Consider the following 14,361-nt stretch of genomic DNA (forward strand, 5'->3'; position numbering starts at 1 on the left):
CTCCCACAGGTACTCCACAGCTCTCAGGCTTCGTGGGGTACCTGTGGGAGCCGGCTTGCCGGCGATAGGGCCAGTACAGGCAACCCCCGCAGTCAGCCCCTGCGCGGACTAAGGATCAACAGAGTCAAAACCCCCGCCACGATCCCCCAGAACGCCGACCCAATGGAAAACAGGGTGAACCCCGAAGCCGTCACCATGAAGGTAATCAACGCCGCCTCCCGCTCGCGTGCTTCGCCCATGGCCACCGTCAGCCCATTCATGATCGAGCCGAACAGCGCCAGCGCGGCAATCGACAGCACCAATTCCTTCGGCAGCGCGGCGAACAGCGCTGCCAGCGTGGCGCCGAACACCCCGGCAATGCCGTAGAAAATCCCGCACCACACTGCTGCGGTATAGCGCTTGCTCGGGTCTTCATGGGCGTGCGGCCCGGTGCAGATGGCCGCACTGATTGCCGCCAGGTTGACCCCATGCGAGCCGAACGGCGCCAGCAGCAGCGAGGCAAAGCCAGTGGCTGAAATCAGCGGCGAAGCCGGCACCTGATAGCCATCGGCGCGCAACACGGCCACACCGGGCATGTTCTGCGAGGTCATGGCCACCACGAACAGCGGAATGCCGATGCTGATGGTCGCGGCCAGCGAGAAGCTCGGGGTGGTCCACACCGGCGTAGCCACTTCCAGTTTGAAACCGCTGAAGTCCAGCAGGCCAAGGACGCCGGACAACGCCGTGCCGACCAGCAATGCGGCCAGCACGCAATAACGGGGCGACAGGCGCTTGACCAGCAGATAGCTGAAGAACATGCCCAGCACCAACAGCGTGCGGTGCTGCGCGGCGACGAAGATCTCGCTGCCGATCTTGAACAGGATGCCGGCCAGCAAGGCCGAGGCCAGCGAGGCCGGAATACGTTTGACCAGGCGCTCGAAGCTGCCGGTCAGTCCGCAGATCAGTACCAGCACGGCGCAGGTGATGTAGGCGCCAATGGCTTCGCCGTAGCTGACCCCGCCAAGGCTGGTGATCAGCAGCGCCGCACCGGGCGTCGACCAGGCGATGGTGATTGGTGTGCGGTAGCGCAACGACAGGCCGATGCTGCAGACCGCCATGCCGATCGACAAGGCCCAGATCCAGGATGAAATTTGCGCGTTGGTCAGGCCCGCCGCCTGGCCGGCCTGGAACATCAGCACCAGCGAGCTGGTGTAGCCGGTGAGCATGGCGATGAAGCCGGCGACCACCGCCGACGGGGAGCTGTCTGCCAGGGGCCGCAGGCGTGCGGAAGTGGCATCGGTCATGGGGTAAGTCCTTGTCCATGTGTAAGCAGTTTTTTCAGACTAACGCGGGCGCGCTTGATCCTTGTCATACAGCGGGCATTGCTTTTAGCCGTACAGTCGCCAACTATTGGGCCCTGACGCGCAACTGCATGGGAGGGGAGGGGCGATGTACAAGGTCTATGGCGACTACCAGTCGGGCAACTGCTACAAGGTCAAGCTGATGCTGAGCTTGCTGGACCGACCGTATCAATGGCACCCGGTGGATATCCTCAAGGGCGAGACCGAAACGCCCGAGTTCCTGGCCATGAACCCCAATGGCAAGGTGCCGGTGCTGCAGTTGGAGGACGGCACCTGTCTGTGGGAGTCCAACGCGATCCTCAACTTCCTGGCCGACGGCAGCGAGTTCCTGCCCAGCGAGCCGCGTTTGCGTACCCAGGTGCTGCAGTGGCAGTTCTTCGAGCAGTACAGCCATGAGCCGTACATTGCCGTGGCGCGGTTCATCCAGTTCTACCTCGGCTTGCCGGATGAGCGGGTGGAGGAGTACCGCAAGCTGCACAAGGGCGGGTACAAGGCGCTGAAGGTGATGGAGCGGCAGTTGCAGATGACGCCGTACCTGGTGGGTGAGCAGTATTCGATTGCCGATGTGGCGCTGTATGCGTACACCCATGTGGCGCAGCAGGGGGGCTTCGAGCTGGCGGATTACCCGGCGGTGCGGGCCTGGTTGGCCAGGGTGGCCAGCCATCCGCGGCATGTGCCGATGGTGGACTGAGACGCTACCGGCCCTATCGCCGGCAAGCCGGCTCCCACAGGTACCTCACCAAGCCTGAGAGCGGTGGAGTACCTGTGGGAGCCGGCTTGCCGGCGATAAGGGCCAGGCAATGTATCAGGCCGACGCGAACCGCTTGTCCAGGTAAGCAATAATGGCCTTGGACTCATACATCCAGGTCACCTTGCCCGCTTCTTCGATGCGCAGGCAAGGCACCTTCACCCGGCCCCCACCTTCGAGCAGCGCTTGGCGGTGCACCTCATCATTCTTCGCATCACGCAGCGCCACCGGCACGTTCAGCCGGTGCAGGGTGCGGCGGGTCTTGACGCAGAACGGGCAGGCATGGAACTGGTACAGCGCAAGGCCCTTGGCCTCCTGCTCGACGTGGGCCTGGGCCGCGGCATCGCGCTTGCGCTTGGCCGGGCGGCTGATCCAGTCGCCGAACACGATGAGCTGGCCGAGGCCGACCCGCAAGGCTTTGACGATCATGGGCAACTCCTGAAATGAAAAAGCCGACCCCACAGGGTCGGCTTGGGTCACGCGCCGATCACTTGATCAGGCTGAGGAACTCGCTGCGGGTGGCGGCGTTTTCGCGGAACTCGCCGAGCATCACCGAGGTGAGCATGGTCGAGTTCTGCTTTTCGACACCGCGCATCATCATGCACATGTGCTTGGCTTCGATGACCACCGCCACACCTGCAGCACCGGTCACCTGCTGGACGGCCTCGGCGATCTGGCGGCTGAGGTTTTCCTGGATCTGCAGGCGGCGGGCGTACATGTCGACGATCCGCGCGACCTTGGACAGGCCCAGCACCTTGCCTTTGGGCAGGTAGGCCACGTGGGCCTTGCCGATGAAAGGCAGCATGTGGTGTTCGCACATCGAATACAGCTCGATGTCCCGGACCAGCACCATCTCGCTGTTGTCGGAGGTGAACAGCGCGCCGTTGGTGACTTCTTCCAGCGTCTGCTCATAACCGCGGCAAAGGTACTTCATGGCCTTTGCAGCCCGCTTGGGCGTGTCGAGCAGGCCCTCACGGGAGACGTCCTCGCCGATCTGGCTGAGGATCTCGGTGTAGTTCTGTTCCAGGGACATGTATCTACCTGTGGGAAAAAATCGCAAAAACGAAGGGTACGGCGGCAAAGCCTACGCTGCAAGCGCGGCGTTACTCGTCGCGACCTTCCATCATGGTTCGCTTGAGCATTACATACACAGCGCCAGTGCCGCCGTGGCGGGCCTGGCAGGAGGTGAAACCGAGCACTTGCGGGTGCTGGCGCAGCCAGGTGTTGACGTGGCTCTTGATCATCGGCCGCTTGCCATCCAGGCGCGCGGCCTTGCCGTGGGTGACACGCACGCAGCGCACTTCCAGCTTGGTGGCTTCGGCGATGAAGTCCCACAGGGTTTCGCGGGCTTTTTCCACGCTCATGCCGTGAAGATCGAGGCTGCCTTCGAAGGCAATCTGGCCGAGCTTGAGCTTGCGGATCTGGCTCTCCTGCACCCCGTCGCGGCGCCACATCAGCTCGTCTTCGGCGCCGACGTCGATGACGAACTGGTCGGACAGGCCGTCGATCACCAGCGGCTGGTCACTGCGCACGGTCGCGGCCTGACGCAGGCCGGCGAGCTGCTTGCGGTCGGTCTTGGGTTTGCCGATGTCAGCGCGGTCGTGCTTGATCGGCTTGACGCCGCGCACCTCGGCGCTGAACAGGGAAAAATCGTCGTCTTGCATGCTGCCTCCACGTGGGCGACGTAGTTTACGCCATCAGCCTTGTGGCGTCAGCAATGGCCCTATCGCCGGCAAGCCGGCTCCCACAGGTATCTCACAGCGTTTGAGCATCGTGGTGTACCTGTGGGAGCCGGCTTGCCGGCGATAGGGCCGGTAAATTGAAAAAACTGTCAGTGGTGCTTCTTCATCAAGTGCGGCGACAGGTTCAACTCCCGCCCCCGACGCAAGCGAATACGACTGCGCCGCCAGAACCTCACGCCGAAATACAACATCAGCAACCCGGCCACCGTGATGATCCCGGCCAGCGGCCGGTTGGCATTGAGTTCGGCCAGCGCTGTGTAGTTGCCGAGCAAGCCGGCGATGCCAGCCATGGCCAGCAGCACACCGAGCGTCGCGAGCAAGGCCGACAGACCGGCAGCCAGGCGAGCACCCCAGTTGCGCGGTTCGCGTGGGCGCAGGCGCTTGGCGTCGAAACTGCCTTTTAGCTTCATTCCGATTTCCTCTGTGGACATCAGGAATTGGACCGGTCGCCGACCCTCGGGTTCCGCCTGGCTGCCGGCCGGTCAGATCAGGCTGGCAGTCGGGGCGACACAGGCGAAGTTGTCGGCCATCACGGCCATTTCGCACTCATGGATCTGCGCGGCGGGGATCACCCGGTCTTTCAGGGCAAGGTCGCGGGTCGCCGAGGCGTCTTCCACCAGGGTGCAACGATAACCATAGTCCTTGGCCCGGCGTACCGTGGTGCTGACGCTGGAATGGCTCATGAAACCGCAGACGATCAGGTCAAGGTGCCCCAGCGCTTGCAGGGTTTCGTGCAGCTTGGTGTTCTTGAAAGCGTTGGGCATGCGTTTTTCGATGACGATTTCTCCCTCGCGTGGCTCAAGGCCGGGGATGAACTCACCGGCCGCACCCTGGGGGTCGAAGCGACCACCAACGGTACCGAGGTGGCGGACGTGGATGATCGGACGGCCGGCCTTGCGGGCGGCGTCGAGCAACCTGGCGATGTTGGCCACGGCCTCGTCCATGCCCGACAGCGCGAGAGGGCCACTGAGGTACTCTTTTTGCGCATCGATGACGATCAGGCTGGCTTGGCTCAGCTTGGCCGGCGGGTAGTCGCGGCCAGTGAGGCGGAACATCGTGGTTGGAACGGACATCAAGGGCTCCTTGGGTAGGGCTTTTGTATACCTATTCTCCCTTGCCTTGGCGCCAATGGGAATGGTTGACATCGCAAGCAGCGTGGTTACTGGCCTGTGGCGGACTGCGGGGCGATCCGCGGCAACAAATGTGCGGGTAGGACTGTTAGACTTTTGTCCGGTCTGAATAGGAGTACCCCGTGATCACATCTCGTCTGCGCACGTTGCGCGACCATATCCGCTGGGCGGTCAGCCGCTTCCATGAGCACGAGCTGTTCTTCGGCCACGGTGCCGACAATGCCTGGGACGAAGCCCGCCTGCTGGTGTTGGGTGCCGTGCACCTGCCATGGGAGGTGGCCGACAGCTACCTGGACTGCCAGCTCGAGGACGACGAGCGGGTGCGCCTGCAGCACCTGCTCAAGCGCCGCATCCAGGACCGTGTGCCGACCGCCTACCTGTTGGGCGAGGCGTGGTTCTGCGGCATGTCGTTCATTGTCGACGAGCGTGTGCTGGTACCTCGTTCGCCGATCGGCGAGCTGATCGAGAAACGTTTCGAGCCGTGGCTGGCCGCCGAGCCTGCGCGCATTCTCGACCTGTGCACCGGTTCCGGCTGCATCGGTATCGTGGCGGCGGAAGTATTCCCCGAGGCCGAAGTGGTGCTTGCCGACCTGTCCTTCGAAGCACTTGAAGTGGCCAACCAGAACATCGAGCGCCACGGTCTGGACGAGCGCGTGTTCACGGTGCAGGGCGATGGTTTCGCCGGCCTGCCGGGGCAGCGTTTCGACCTGATCCTGTCCAACCCGCCGTATGTCGATGCCGAGGACTTCGGCGACATGCCGGCGGAGTATCACCACGAGCCGGAAATGGGCCTGGCCTGCGGCAACGACGGCCTGGACCTGGTGCGTCGGATGCTGGCCGAGGCGGCTGATCACCTGACCGAAAAGGGCTTGCTGATCGTCGAGGTAGGCAACAGCCAGGTGCATGTCGAGGCGCTGTACCCCGAAGTGGACTTTGCCTGGCTGGAGTTCGAGCGCGGCGGGCATGGGGTGTTCATGTTGACGGCCGAGCAGTGCAGGCAGCATCAGGAGCTGTTCAAGGCGCGCGTCTGATGCTGGAGCCTGGGGCTGCTTTGCAGCCCTTTCGCGACACAAGGCCGCTCCTACAGTCGACCGCGCTTCCTTGTAGGAGCGGCCTTGTGTCGCGAAAGGGCCGCAAAGCGGCCCCCGGTTTCAACGAGTAGCAATCCAGATCAGCAGGCCCGCCTGAAACACCGCAAACGCCACCAGGCAAGTGATGGTAAAGCGTAGCCCGCTGTCTTCGCGCCGATACTTGGCCACCCGCTCATCCCGCTCGCGCAGTTGCGCTTCCTTCTCCAGCAACTGCTGTTCGGCCTGCTGCAGCATGCCAGCGGCCTCCAGCATGTCCACCCGCTGGACCTTCTCGGTATTCCAGCCACCCTTGAGCTGGCCGACGGTCGTCTCCACGGTACTGCCCTTCAGATGCTGCGGGTCGGCGTATTCCACCTCGATGCCGGTGGCAGTCAAGAAGCGATCCCGGCGCAGGCGCGTGTCTTCGTTCATCGCATCCCTGTTCGGCAATGCCATGCCTTCGACCTTGTAGTGCGACCAGCGGCGCTGCAGCCACTGCACCGCCTGGCCCAGCAGGAAGCGGCCGAGGCCTCGGTTGAGGGGCTCCAGCTGCAGGCCGCTGTCGCTGCCGATGCTGACCCGGCGCTCGGCGTGGTCGACGCGCACATCCAGCTGGTTCTGTTCCTTGCGCACTTTCTGGCCGGGCAGGCGGATTTCCAGGCGTAGCAAGCTGTGCACTTTGTCGTGGCGCTCGGCATGGCCGAACTCGACGAAGCGCAGCGGCCGTGCACCGCTGTTGCGGTCGGTGGGCAGCGGCGCCAGGCGCAGCAGCTGGAAGTGCTCGACGGCAAGGTCGGCCCAGGGCAGCGAGTCGCTGTCCGGGGTTTGAGGCGCTTCGGCCGGTTCTACGGCAGCGGGGGCATCGGTCATCAGGGTGTTCTCGAATACAGGCCAATACCGAGCTTATCGGCCGTATCGCCCCGGACCTGAGGCCGTTGTGCGTCGATCTCCTCAGGCTGAGGGCAGCTGATGAATGAACGTCACGATGCGCTCGCCCAGCTCCCGGGCCAGGGGCAGTTCCGGGTTGAGGTAGCTGTCGCGCTGCAGGCGCATTTCCTTGGGGCTGATGCGCAGCATGTGGTTCATGCCATCGATCAGTACCAGTTGGGCGTCCGGTTTTGCCGCCTTGAGGCGTTCGGCGTCGACCACGTCGACTTGCACGTCGTTGCGGCCCTGCACGATCAGGGCGGGCATGGGCAGGCGGGCGAAGGCTTGCGCCGGGTCCTGGCGGAACAGCGAGATCAGGTAGGGCTGCACGCTGGGGCGGAACACCTGGCGCAGGGGCGCCGGCACGTCCAGGCTGGTATGCCCAGTCTGCAGACGGTCGAGCAGGGCGTCGCTGCGTGCCAGTTGTGCTGGCGGCAGGCGTCGGGCCAGCTGTTCGCGCACCACGTCGGCCAGCGGCCTGCCGCTGCCCGCCAGGGTGATCACGGCGCTGGCGCCGGCCTGTTCGGCAGCCAGGCTTGCGATCAACGCGCCTTCGCTGTGACCGATCAGGATCAATTGGCCGAAGCGCGGGTCAGCCTTGAGCTTGCGGCTCCAGGCGACCACGTCGGCGACGTAGCGCTCGACGCTGAGGTCGCGTTCATCGGGCGTGGCCGGTTGGCTGGCGGCTACGCCGCGCTTGTCGTAGCGCACGCTGGCGATGTGCTCGTTGGCCAGCAGCAGGGCCAGGCGCTTGAGGTTGTCGATGCGCCCCGAGGCTGGGTTGTTGCCGTCGCGGTCGGTGGGGCCGGAGCCGGCGATGATCAGCACCACTGGCGGTGGCGTGGCCTGCTGCGGCAGCAGCAGGCTGCCGTGCAGCACGCCCTGGCCGGTGTCCAGATCGATGGGCCGTTGCAGCACGGTAGGGGAGGCGGCCTGGGCCAGGCCTGCGCAGAACATGAAGAACAAGGCGACGAGGCGCGACATCATGGGGGTACTACGTGGTGAGATAGCGGTTTGACACTGTCTTTACCGGAAGGTTCGGCAGCCGGTTTGTTGCTTCCGGCCTCATCGCCGGCAAGCCGGCTCCCACAGGGTTTTGTGCCGCGCTGAGCGTGGTGCTTTACCTGTGGGAGCCGGCTTGCCGGCGATGAGGCCGGTACAGGCGAGCATTCCTTGTGAAATTTTCCGTATACTGCCGCTTTCGTCCACATCAGGCAGACTCGCGGAGCGTCCATGTCCGGCAATACCTACGGCAAGCTGTTCACTGTCACCACCGCTGGCGAAAGCCATGGCCCGGCGTTGGTCGCCATTGTCGATGGCTGCCCACCGGGCCTGGAAATTTCCCTCGCCGACCTGCAGCACGACCTCGACCGGCGCAAGCCCGGCACCAGCCGGCACACCACCCAGCGCCAGGAAGCCGACGAAGTGGAGATCCTTTCCGGCGTCTTCGAAGGCCGCACCACGGGCTGCTCGATCGGCCTGCTGATCCGCAACACCGACCAGAAGTCCAAGGACTACTCGGCGATCAAGGACCTGTTCCGCCCGGCCCACGCCGACTACACCTACCACCACAAGTACGGCGAGCGCGACTACCGCGGCGGTGGCCGCAGCTCGGCCCGTGAAACGGCCATGCGCGTGGCCGCCGGCGCCATCGCCAAGAAGTACCTGGCCACCCAGGGTATCCAGGTGCGTGGCTACATGAGCCAGCTGGGCCCGATCGAAATTCCGTTCAAGGGCTGGGAGTCGGTGGAAAACAACGCCTTCTTCAGCCCCGACCCGGACAAGGTGCCGGAGCTGGAGGCCTACATGGACCAGCTGCGCCGCGACCAGGACTCGGTTGGGGCGAAGATCACCGTGGTCGCCGAAGGCGTGATGCCGGGCCTGGGCGAGCCGATCTTCGACCGCCTCGATGCCGAGCTTGCCCATGCGCTGATGAGCATCAATGCGGTCAAGGGCGTGGAAATCGGCGCAGGCTTCGCCAGCGTCGCCCAGCGCGGCACCGAGCACCGTGACGAGCTGACCCCGGAAGGCTTCCTGAGCAACAACGCCGGCGGCATTCTCGGCGGTATCAGTTCGGGCCAGCCTATCGTCGCCCACCTGGCGCTCAAGCCAACCTCCAGCATCACCGTGCCGGGCCGTTCCATCGACGTTCATGGCAACCCGGTCGAGGTCGTTACCAAAGGGCGCCATGACCCTTGCGTGGGCATTCGTGCGACACCGATCGCCGAGGCGATGATGGCCATCGTGCTGATGGATCACCTGCTGCGTCACCGTGGGCAGAATGCCGAGGTGAAGGTCACGACGCCGGTACTGGGCCAGCTCTGATTCGTCTTTACCGGCCCTATCGCCGGCAAGCCGGCTCCCACAGGTACCCCACACGCTTCAGGTTTGTGGTGACCCTGTGGGAGCCGGCTTGCCGGCGATGGGGCCAGTACAGACAACCACCCTCCACGCAGAGCCCCGATGAACCCGATCCCCTACTGGCGCCTGTCCAGCTTCTACCTGTTCTACTTCGCCCTGCTGGGCTCCACGGCCCCCTTCCTGGCCCTGTATTTCGACCACCTTGGCTTCCCTCCGGCGCGCATCGGCGAGCTGGTGGCGATCCCCATGCTGATGCGCTGCATCGCCCCCAACCTGTGGGGCTGGCTGGGCGACCGCACGGGCCAGCGGTTGCTGATCGTGCGGCTCGGCGCCTTGTCGACCCTGGCCACCTTTTCGCTGATCTTCTTGGGCAAGAGCTACGCCTGGCTGGCGCTGGTGATGGCCCTGCATGCGTTTTTCTGGCACGCGGTGCTGCCGCAGTTCGAGGTCATCACCCTGGCCCACCTGCACGGCCAGACCTCACGCTACAGCCAGGTGCGGCTGTGGGGCTCGATTGGCTTCATCCTCACCGTGGTGGGCCTGGGTCGTCTGTTCGAATGGCTGAGCCTGGACATCTACCCGGTCGCGCTGGTGACGATCATGGCCGGCATCGTCGCCGCCAGCCTGTGGGTGCCCAACGCCCAGCCGGTGGAGCAGGGGGAGCGCGAGGGGGCCGGCGGTTTCCTGCGCCAGCTGACGGCGCCAGGCGTGATCGCCTTCTATGTGTGCGTGGCATTGATGCAGCTCAGCCACGGGCCGTACTACACCTTCCTCACCTTGCACCTGGAGCACCTGGGCTACAGCCGCGGTGCCATTGGCCTGTTGTGGGCCCTGGGGGTGGTGGCCGAAGTGCTGATATTCATGGCCATGAGCCGAATCTTCGCGCGCTTCAGCGTGCAGCAGGTGCTGCTGGTCAGCTTCCTGCTGGCGGCGCTGCGCTGGCTGTTGCTGGGCAACCTGGCCTCCGAGCCGGGCGTGCTGGTCTTTGCCCAGGTGCTGCATGCGGCCACCTTCGGCTGTTTCCACGCGGCATCGATTGCCTTCGTCCAGGCCAGTTTCGGCGCGCGTCAGCAAGGCCAGGGCCAGGCGCTGTACGCGGCATTGTCGGGTACGGGCGGTGCCCTGGGGGCGCTGTATTCAGGCTACAGCTGGAAACTGCTGGGGCCGACCTTCACCTTTGGTATGGCCAGCGCCGCAGCACTGGCTGCAGCCGTTATCATTGCCACTCGTTTGAAATCGACCAGGACCCGCCGCTGATGAGCATCCTCTGTGTTTTCCACCCGTCCAGCCCGGACTTGCCGAACAAGGTACTGACCCACCACGACGATATCGCTGCAACCTTGGCCGAGCAGGGTGTGCGTTTCATTCACCAGCCGCTGGATCTGCGCGTACGGCCAGGTTCGGGCGAGCAAGCGGTACAGGACGACTGCCGTGAGTTGCTCGACCAACTGATGACCGCGCACGGCAGCGCCGCCTTGCGCGTACTCGATCGTGATGGCGCACAACCGGCGCAGGTCGACCTGCGCGACGAGCATGTGCATGACGCCGAAGAAGTATTTGCGGTGGTGAGCGGCCGTGCCCAGGTCGGGTTGCGTCTGGGTGACGACGTGTATGCGGTGTTGTGCGAGAAGGGCGACCAGCTGGTGGTGCCGGCCAGGACGCGGCGCTGGGTGGAGCTGGGGGATAACCCGTTCTGCGTGGCGCTGCGGCTGTTTGGCAACGAGCAGGGGGTGGAACCACGGTTTACGGGTGATGAGACGGCTCGGTTGTTCTTGGGCATCGATGAGCTTTGAGCTTTAGTGCCTGACCGGGCCTCATCGCGGATAAATCCGCTCCTACACAAGTGCCCCGCCATCCCTATGGGCAATGCAGCAACTTGTTGTAGGAGCGGATTTATCCGTGAGAGGCCGGCCCAGGCAAACTCTACCGATAGGTCGGCAACGCAAACCGTTGCTGGCTCTGCAGCATCGTGATCACTGGCAGTTCACTGGCCTGTTCGGCCAAGTCACGGCGAATGGCGCTGATCGCCCAGGACAGCTGTTCGGCGCTGTGCAGTTGCGCATAAGTCAGCACCCGGCGAGTCACTTTGCTGTCAGCGGCGCGAAGGGTAAGCAGGATGCCACCATCGGGACGGGGCTGGGTGGCGACCTGGTAGGCCGGGAACACCGAGACGAACTTTTCCTGGATGAGGTCCATATCAACTCCTGACTGTTGGTGGGCAGACGTGAGTTGATTGTTGCAGTGACCGTGCCAGAACGGCTTGTTAGTAAAAATCCTTTAAATTCAATGAGTTATAAAGATTTTCAGAAGGCCGCGTCGTGCAGGCTGCATGGTCGTGCATTTTGCACAGTGCATTTTGCACGAGTCACGCAACGCCTATCGGCCCTATAGATTCTGAACCTTTGACCCTGTGCACGTGCCTGACAAACACTTGGGCAATCTTTTCTGCCAGGAGGTTCCAGATGTCCGATCAACATGCGCCCGCTGCCATGACCGATGAAGAAACCGCTGCCTTCGCCGAGCAGGTGTTCGAGCGTGCCCGCCAGGGGGACGCCGAGATGCTTGAACGGTTGTTGGCCAGCGGCCTGCCGGCCAACCTGCGCAACCACAAGGGCGACACCTTGCTGATGCTGGCCAGCTACCACGGCCAGCATGAGGCGGTGCGCGTGCTGCTGGCCCATGGCGCCGACCCGTTGATCGCCAACGACAACGGCCAACTGCCGATTGCCGGCGCGGCGTTCAAGGGCGATCTGGCGATGATTCGCTTGCTGCTGGAGCAGGGGGTGCCGGTGGACGCCGCCGCACAGGACGGGCGTACCGCACTGATGCTGGCGGCCATGTTCAACCGCGGCGAGATCCTCGACTACCTGCTGGCCCAAGGCGCCGACCCGGCTCACCGAGATGCCCGTGGCGTCACCGCGTTGATGGCGGCGCAGACCATGGGCGCAGTGGAAGCCGCAGCACGCTTGCAGGCGCTGGCCGGCTAACCGTTCGGGGGCGTTTGCGGCTATCCTTGGCGACTTTTCACCCGTCGCAGGCCCCCGTTCATGAAAAACCAGTTGCTCGAATTCATCAGCCTCATTGCCGCCGGCTGCATGCGCGATGAAGACATCGAGCGCATCGCCGACGAGGCCGCCCAAGCCTACGCCGACCCCGCCGCCTTCCTGTCCGCCAATCCGGACATCAATTATGACGACAGTTTCCCGATCGCCCTGGGTGAGTGGGTCGTGCTCGGCAGCCTGCCGGATACCGTGGTGTTCCAGGCCGACAGCTATCAGGAGCTGTTCCAGCACATCAGCGATTCGTTCGACAAGAGCGTGCCGTTCACCCTCAAGCCCAAGCAGCTGGCACGTACCGAGCCGCTGACCGCGCTCAACCGTATTCAGGTGCAGATGGGGGCGTTGAATAAAGAGGCGGGGGGATATGTGCTGCTGAACTTCAGCCAGTTGCTCGATGATGAGCTGCAGATGGTGATGGTGGGGCAGAACGACCTGGCGCGCGTGCTGGAGTTGGGGGCAGAGGTGGGGATCAAGGTGGAGCCTGCGTTGGAGGCCTTGAAGGTCGCGGTTCACGTCTGAGTTGATGGGCTGGCTGGACTGGCCCTATCGCCGGCAAGCCGGCGATAGGGCCCGAACAGGCAACCCACATGCTCAGCCCAGCGCAGTATCCAGAAACATCATCACTGCAAACCCACCCATCAACCCCAGGGTCGCCGCCGTCTGGTGCCCATTGCGGTGGGTCTCGGGAATCACTTCGTGGGACACCACGAAAATCATTGCCCCAGCCGCCAACCCCATGCTGATTGGGTAGGCGAGGGCGAACCCAGTGGAAATCCCCAGGCCAATCACCGCCCCCAGCGGCTCCATCAATCCCGAACCAATCGCCACCAACGCTGCCTTCAAATTCGAAAGCCCGGTCGCGCGTAACGCCAAGGCCACGGCCAACCCTTCGGGAATATCCTGGATAGCGATGGCGCTGGTCAGCGGCAGGCCGATGTTCATGTCGCCGTTGGCAAAGCTCACACCAATCGCCATGCCTTCAGGCAGGTTGTGCAAGGTGATCGCCAGCACGAACAGCCACACCCGGCTGATCCGCTCGGCCTCGGGGCCGCAGGGGCCGGTGCTTTCATGTTCATGCGGGGTGAAGCGATCGAGGCCGAGCATCAGCAGCACGCCAAGGCCCATGCCCAGCACCACGGTGAACGCTGCGGCCGGGCCATTACCGGTGATCTCGCGGGCGGCATCCAGGCCCGGCAGAATCAACGAGAAGGAGCTGGCCGCGAGCATCATGCCAGCCGCAAAGCCGAGCATCACGTCCTGGCTTCGGGCGCTGACGTCGCGCAGCACAACGGCCAGTACCGCCCCCAATGCCGTGGCGCCGAAGCCGGACAAGCCACCGAGCACCGCCAGGTGCAGGTTGTCGGCATGGTCGCCGTTGACGGCGTTCCAGAAACTGGCCGCCAGCAGCACGATGACCGCCAGCAGGCTCACGCCCAGGCCGGCGCTGAGCCACGGGGTGTTGATCGCTTGTTGCCGCCAGGCGCTCAGCAGGGAGGGGGAGGCGGCGCTTTGGGTGTTGGCGGGGGGCATGGGTACCTCGAACTGATGAATACAAGCAGTCTATCCAGAGACCGGCTCGCGTGACCAAGGATTCCCTTCTATCGACCTGATAGCCGATCATGCGCGGTTTCGCGCACTTCAAGGGGGGGCGACATGGGTTCGACATTCAATTGCGTGGTTGGGCTGATCATCCTGGCCCTGGATATCTGGGCCATCTTCAATGTGCTCAAAAGCGGCAGCAAAGTGGGCATCAAGGTGCTGTGGATGCTGCTGATCGTGCTGGCGCCAGTGATCGGGCTGGTGATCTGGGCGATCGCCGGGCCGCGCGCCAATGTGCGCGCTTGAAGGCCGCGGCAGACAAAAACCGCAACAGGTCCGTGACAAAATTTTCACATTGGTTTAAACAGAATCCGCACCCGCACAATGCTGCGTTGGTCTAGTGCCAGCGCCATCTCCGCAAACCGCAATCCTAGGACTTCCCCAT

18 protein-coding genes are annotated in these 14,361 nt (G+C 63.9%); 8 read left to right on the top strand and 10 right to left on the bottom strand.

The annotated features are described in order from the left end of the window. Positions 1 to 92 precede the first annotated feature (92 nt). Positions 93 to 1,283: a benzoate/H(+) symporter BenE family transporter gene (locus ACIPZB_RS22705; protein ID WP_400642777.1), complete on the bottom strand. Its 1,191-nt coding sequence runs from the start codon at positions 1,281 to 1,283 to the stop codon at positions 93 to 95. A gap of 145 nt (positions 1,284 to 1,428) precedes the next feature. Between ACIPZB_RS22705 and ACIPZB_RS22710 the strand changes: the two genes are divergently transcribed. Beyond that, entirely contained in the window at positions 1,429 to 2,031 is a 603-nt protein-coding gene (locus ACIPZB_RS22710; protein ID WP_400642778.1) for a glutathione S-transferase family protein, read from the top strand. Positions 2,032 to 2,145: 114 nt separating this feature from the next. Here the strand turns inward: ACIPZB_RS22710 and ACIPZB_RS22715 are convergent, their stop codons facing one another. The 5 genes from ACIPZB_RS22715 to ACIPZB_RS22735 all read right to left on the bottom strand — a co-directional run bounded on the left by ACIPZB_RS22715 (position 2,146) and on the right by ACIPZB_RS22735 (position 4,903). Next, a complete protein-coding gene (locus ACIPZB_RS22715; protein ID WP_400642779.1) occupies positions 2,146 to 2,517 on the bottom strand; it encodes a glutaredoxin in 372 nt (123 codons plus the stop codon). Between the two features lie 58 nt (positions 2,518 to 2,575). Beyond that, positions 2,576 to 3,121 (bottom strand): GTP cyclohydrolase I FolE, encoded by a 546-nt coding sequence (gene folE, locus ACIPZB_RS22720; protein ID WP_008093613.1) that lies wholly within the window; start codon positions 3,119 to 3,121, stop codon positions 2,576 to 2,578. A 70-nt stretch (positions 3,122 to 3,191) separates the two neighbouring features. Further along, the gene (locus ACIPZB_RS22725) at positions 3,192 to 3,752 is read right to left on the bottom strand and encodes a Smr/MutS family protein (protein ID WP_008093614.1); all 561 of its coding nucleotides are present in this window, start codon (positions 3,750 to 3,752) and stop codon (positions 3,192 to 3,194) included. Between the two features lie 167 nt (positions 3,753 to 3,919). After that, positions 3,920 to 4,240, bottom strand: coding sequence for a hypothetical protein (locus ACIPZB_RS22730; protein WP_400642781.1), 321 nt, complete (start codon positions 4,238 to 4,240; stop codon positions 3,920 to 3,922). 72 nt (positions 4,241 to 4,312) lie between these two features. Further along, the gene (locus tag ACIPZB_RS22735; protein WP_400642783.1) at positions 4,313 to 4,903 is read right to left on the bottom strand and encodes a cysteine hydrolase family protein; all 591 of its coding nucleotides are present in this window, start codon (positions 4,901 to 4,903) and stop codon (positions 4,313 to 4,315) included. Positions 4,904 to 5,082: 179 nt separating this feature from the next. Here ACIPZB_RS22735 and prmB point away from each other — a divergent pair, with 179 nt between their 5' ends. Further along, positions 5,083 to 5,991: a 50S ribosomal protein L3 N(5)-glutamine methyltransferase gene (prmB, locus tag ACIPZB_RS22740; RefSeq protein WP_008097810.1), complete on the top strand. Its 909-nt coding sequence runs from the start codon at positions 5,083 to 5,085 to the stop codon at positions 5,989 to 5,991. A 120-nt stretch (positions 5,992 to 6,111) separates the two neighbouring features. Here prmB and ACIPZB_RS22745 read toward each other — a convergent pair whose 3' ends face one another. Together ACIPZB_RS22745 and ACIPZB_RS22750 are read right to left on the bottom strand one after the other, a co-directional pair. Continuing rightward, positions 6,112 to 6,900: a hypothetical protein gene (locus tag ACIPZB_RS22745; RefSeq protein ID WP_400642785.1), complete on the bottom strand. Its 789-nt coding sequence runs from the start codon at positions 6,898 to 6,900 to the stop codon at positions 6,112 to 6,114. An 81-nt stretch (positions 6,901 to 6,981) separates the two neighbouring features. Next, entirely contained in the window at positions 6,982 to 7,944 is a 963-nt protein-coding gene (locus tag ACIPZB_RS22750) for an alpha/beta hydrolase (protein WP_400642786.1), read from the bottom strand. Between the two features lie 246 nt (positions 7,945 to 8,190). Here ACIPZB_RS22750 and aroC point away from each other — a divergent pair, with 246 nt between their 5' ends. From aroC to ACIPZB_RS22765, 3 genes are all read left to right on the top strand, one after another. Then, a complete protein-coding gene (gene aroC / locus ACIPZB_RS22755) occupies positions 8,191 to 9,282 on the top strand; it encodes a chorismate synthase (RefSeq protein WP_400642788.1) in 1,092 nt (363 codons plus the stop codon). Between the two features lie 138 nt (positions 9,283 to 9,420). Beyond that, positions 9,421 to 10,575 carry an MFS transporter gene (locus ACIPZB_RS22760; RefSeq protein ID WP_400642789.1) on the top strand — a complete coding sequence of 385 codons (1,155 nt, stop codon included), beginning with the start codon at positions 9,421 to 9,423 and terminating at the stop codon, positions 10,573 to 10,575. Next, positions 10,575 to 11,111, top strand: a complete 537-nt coding sequence (locus tag ACIPZB_RS22765; protein ID WP_400642790.1) for an oxidase — start codon at positions 10,575 to 10,577, stop codon at positions 11,109 to 11,111. Before ACIPZB_RS22760 ends, ACIPZB_RS22765 begins: the two co-directional genes overlap by 1 nt. 130 nt (positions 11,112 to 11,241) lie before the next feature. Here the strand turns inward: ACIPZB_RS22765 and ACIPZB_RS22770 are convergent, their stop codons facing one another. Beyond that, positions 11,242 to 11,514 carry a DUF3509 domain-containing protein gene (locus ACIPZB_RS22770; protein WP_400642792.1) on the bottom strand — a complete coding sequence of 91 codons (273 nt, stop codon included), beginning with the start codon at positions 11,512 to 11,514 and terminating at the stop codon, positions 11,242 to 11,244. Between the two features lie 266 nt (positions 11,515 to 11,780). Between ACIPZB_RS22770 and ACIPZB_RS22775 the strand changes: the two genes are divergently transcribed. Continuing rightward, entirely contained in the window at positions 11,781 to 12,305 is a 525-nt protein-coding gene (locus ACIPZB_RS22775) for an ankyrin repeat domain-containing protein (protein ID WP_400642793.1), read from the top strand. 60 nt (positions 12,306 to 12,365) lie between these two features. Next, the gene (locus tag ACIPZB_RS22780; protein ID WP_008092636.1) at positions 12,366 to 12,896 is read left to right on the top strand and encodes a hypothetical protein; all 531 of its coding nucleotides are present in this window, start codon (positions 12,366 to 12,368) and stop codon (positions 12,894 to 12,896) included. 72 nt (positions 12,897 to 12,968) lie between these two features. Here ACIPZB_RS22780 and ACIPZB_RS22785 read toward each other — a convergent pair whose 3' ends face one another. Continuing rightward, positions 12,969 to 13,907, bottom strand: a complete 939-nt coding sequence (locus ACIPZB_RS22785) for a ZIP family metal transporter (protein WP_008092638.1) — start codon at positions 13,905 to 13,907, stop codon at positions 12,969 to 12,971. Positions 13,908 to 14,030: 123 nt separating this feature from the next. Here ACIPZB_RS22785 and ACIPZB_RS22790 point away from each other — a divergent pair, with 123 nt between their 5' ends. Beyond that, positions 14,031 to 14,222: a PLDc N-terminal domain-containing protein gene (locus ACIPZB_RS22790; protein ID WP_008092639.1), complete on the top strand. Its 192-nt coding sequence runs from the start codon at positions 14,031 to 14,033 to the stop codon at positions 14,220 to 14,222. The last annotated feature ends 139 nt before the right edge of the window (positions 14,223 to 14,361 follow it).

The organism is Pseudomonas sp. NPDC089396, assembly GCF_044749545.1.
GTDB lineage: Bacteria > Pseudomonadota > Gammaproteobacteria > Pseudomonadales > Pseudomonadaceae > Aquipseudomonas.

Excerpts from the sequence above, each read along its gene's own strand:
- folE (WP_008093613.1), bottom strand. The coding sequence starts at position 3,121 with ATGTCCCTGGAACAGAACTACACCGAGATCCTCAGCCAGATCGGCGAG.
- ACIPZB_RS22760 (WP_400642789.1), top strand. The coding sequence starts at position 9,421 with ATGAACCCGATCCCCTACTGGCGCCTGTCCAGCTTCTACCTGTTCTAC.
- ACIPZB_RS22745 (WP_400642785.1), bottom strand. The coding sequence starts at position 6,900 with ATGACCGATGCCCCCGCTGCCGTAGAACCGGCCGAAGCGCCTCAAACC.
- ACIPZB_RS22785 (WP_008092638.1), bottom strand. The coding sequence starts at position 13,907 with ATGCCCCCCGCCAACACCCAAAGCGCCGCCTCCCCCTCCCTGCTGAGC.
- ACIPZB_RS22780 (WP_008092636.1), top strand. The coding sequence starts at position 12,366 with ATGAAAAACCAGTTGCTCGAATTCATCAGCCTCATTGCCGCCGGCTGC.
- ACIPZB_RS22715 (WP_400642779.1), bottom strand. The coding sequence starts at position 2,517 with ATGATCGTCAAAGCCTTGCGGGTCGGCCTCGGCCAGCTCATCGTGTTC.
- ACIPZB_RS22725 (WP_008093614.1), bottom strand. The coding sequence starts at position 3,752 with ATGCAAGACGACGATTTTTCCCTGTTCAGCGCCGAGGTGCGCGGCGTC.
- ACIPZB_RS22790 (WP_008092639.1), top strand. The coding sequence starts at position 14,031 with ATGGGTTCGACATTCAATTGCGTGGTTGGGCTGATCATCCTGGCCCTG.
- ACIPZB_RS22775 (WP_400642793.1), top strand. The coding sequence starts at position 11,781 with ATGTCCGATCAACATGCGCCCGCTGCCATGACCGATGAAGAAACCGCT.
- ACIPZB_RS22705 (WP_400642777.1), bottom strand. The coding sequence starts at position 1,283 with ATGACCGATGCCACTTCCGCACGCCTGCGGCCCCTGGCAGACAGCTCC.
- ACIPZB_RS22770 (WP_400642792.1), bottom strand. The coding sequence starts at position 11,514 with ATGGACCTCATCCAGGAAAAGTTCGTCTCGGTGTTCCCGGCCTACCAG.
- ACIPZB_RS22710 (WP_400642778.1), top strand. The coding sequence starts at position 1,429 with ATGTACAAGGTCTATGGCGACTACCAGTCGGGCAACTGCTACAAGGTC.
- ACIPZB_RS22750 (WP_400642786.1), bottom strand. The coding sequence starts at position 7,944 with ATGATGTCGCGCCTCGTCGCCTTGTTCTTCATGTTCTGCGCAGGCCTG.
- aroC (WP_400642788.1), top strand. The coding sequence starts at position 8,191 with ATGTCCGGCAATACCTACGGCAAGCTGTTCACTGTCACCACCGCTGGC.
- ACIPZB_RS22765 (WP_400642790.1), top strand. The coding sequence starts at position 10,575 with ATGAGCATCCTCTGTGTTTTCCACCCGTCCAGCCCGGACTTGCCGAAC.
- ACIPZB_RS22735 (WP_400642783.1), bottom strand. The coding sequence starts at position 4,903 with ATGTCCGTTCCAACCACGATGTTCCGCCTCACTGGCCGCGACTACCCG.
- ACIPZB_RS22730 (WP_400642781.1), bottom strand. The coding sequence starts at position 4,240 with ATGAAGCTAAAAGGCAGTTTCGACGCCAAGCGCCTGCGCCCACGCGAA.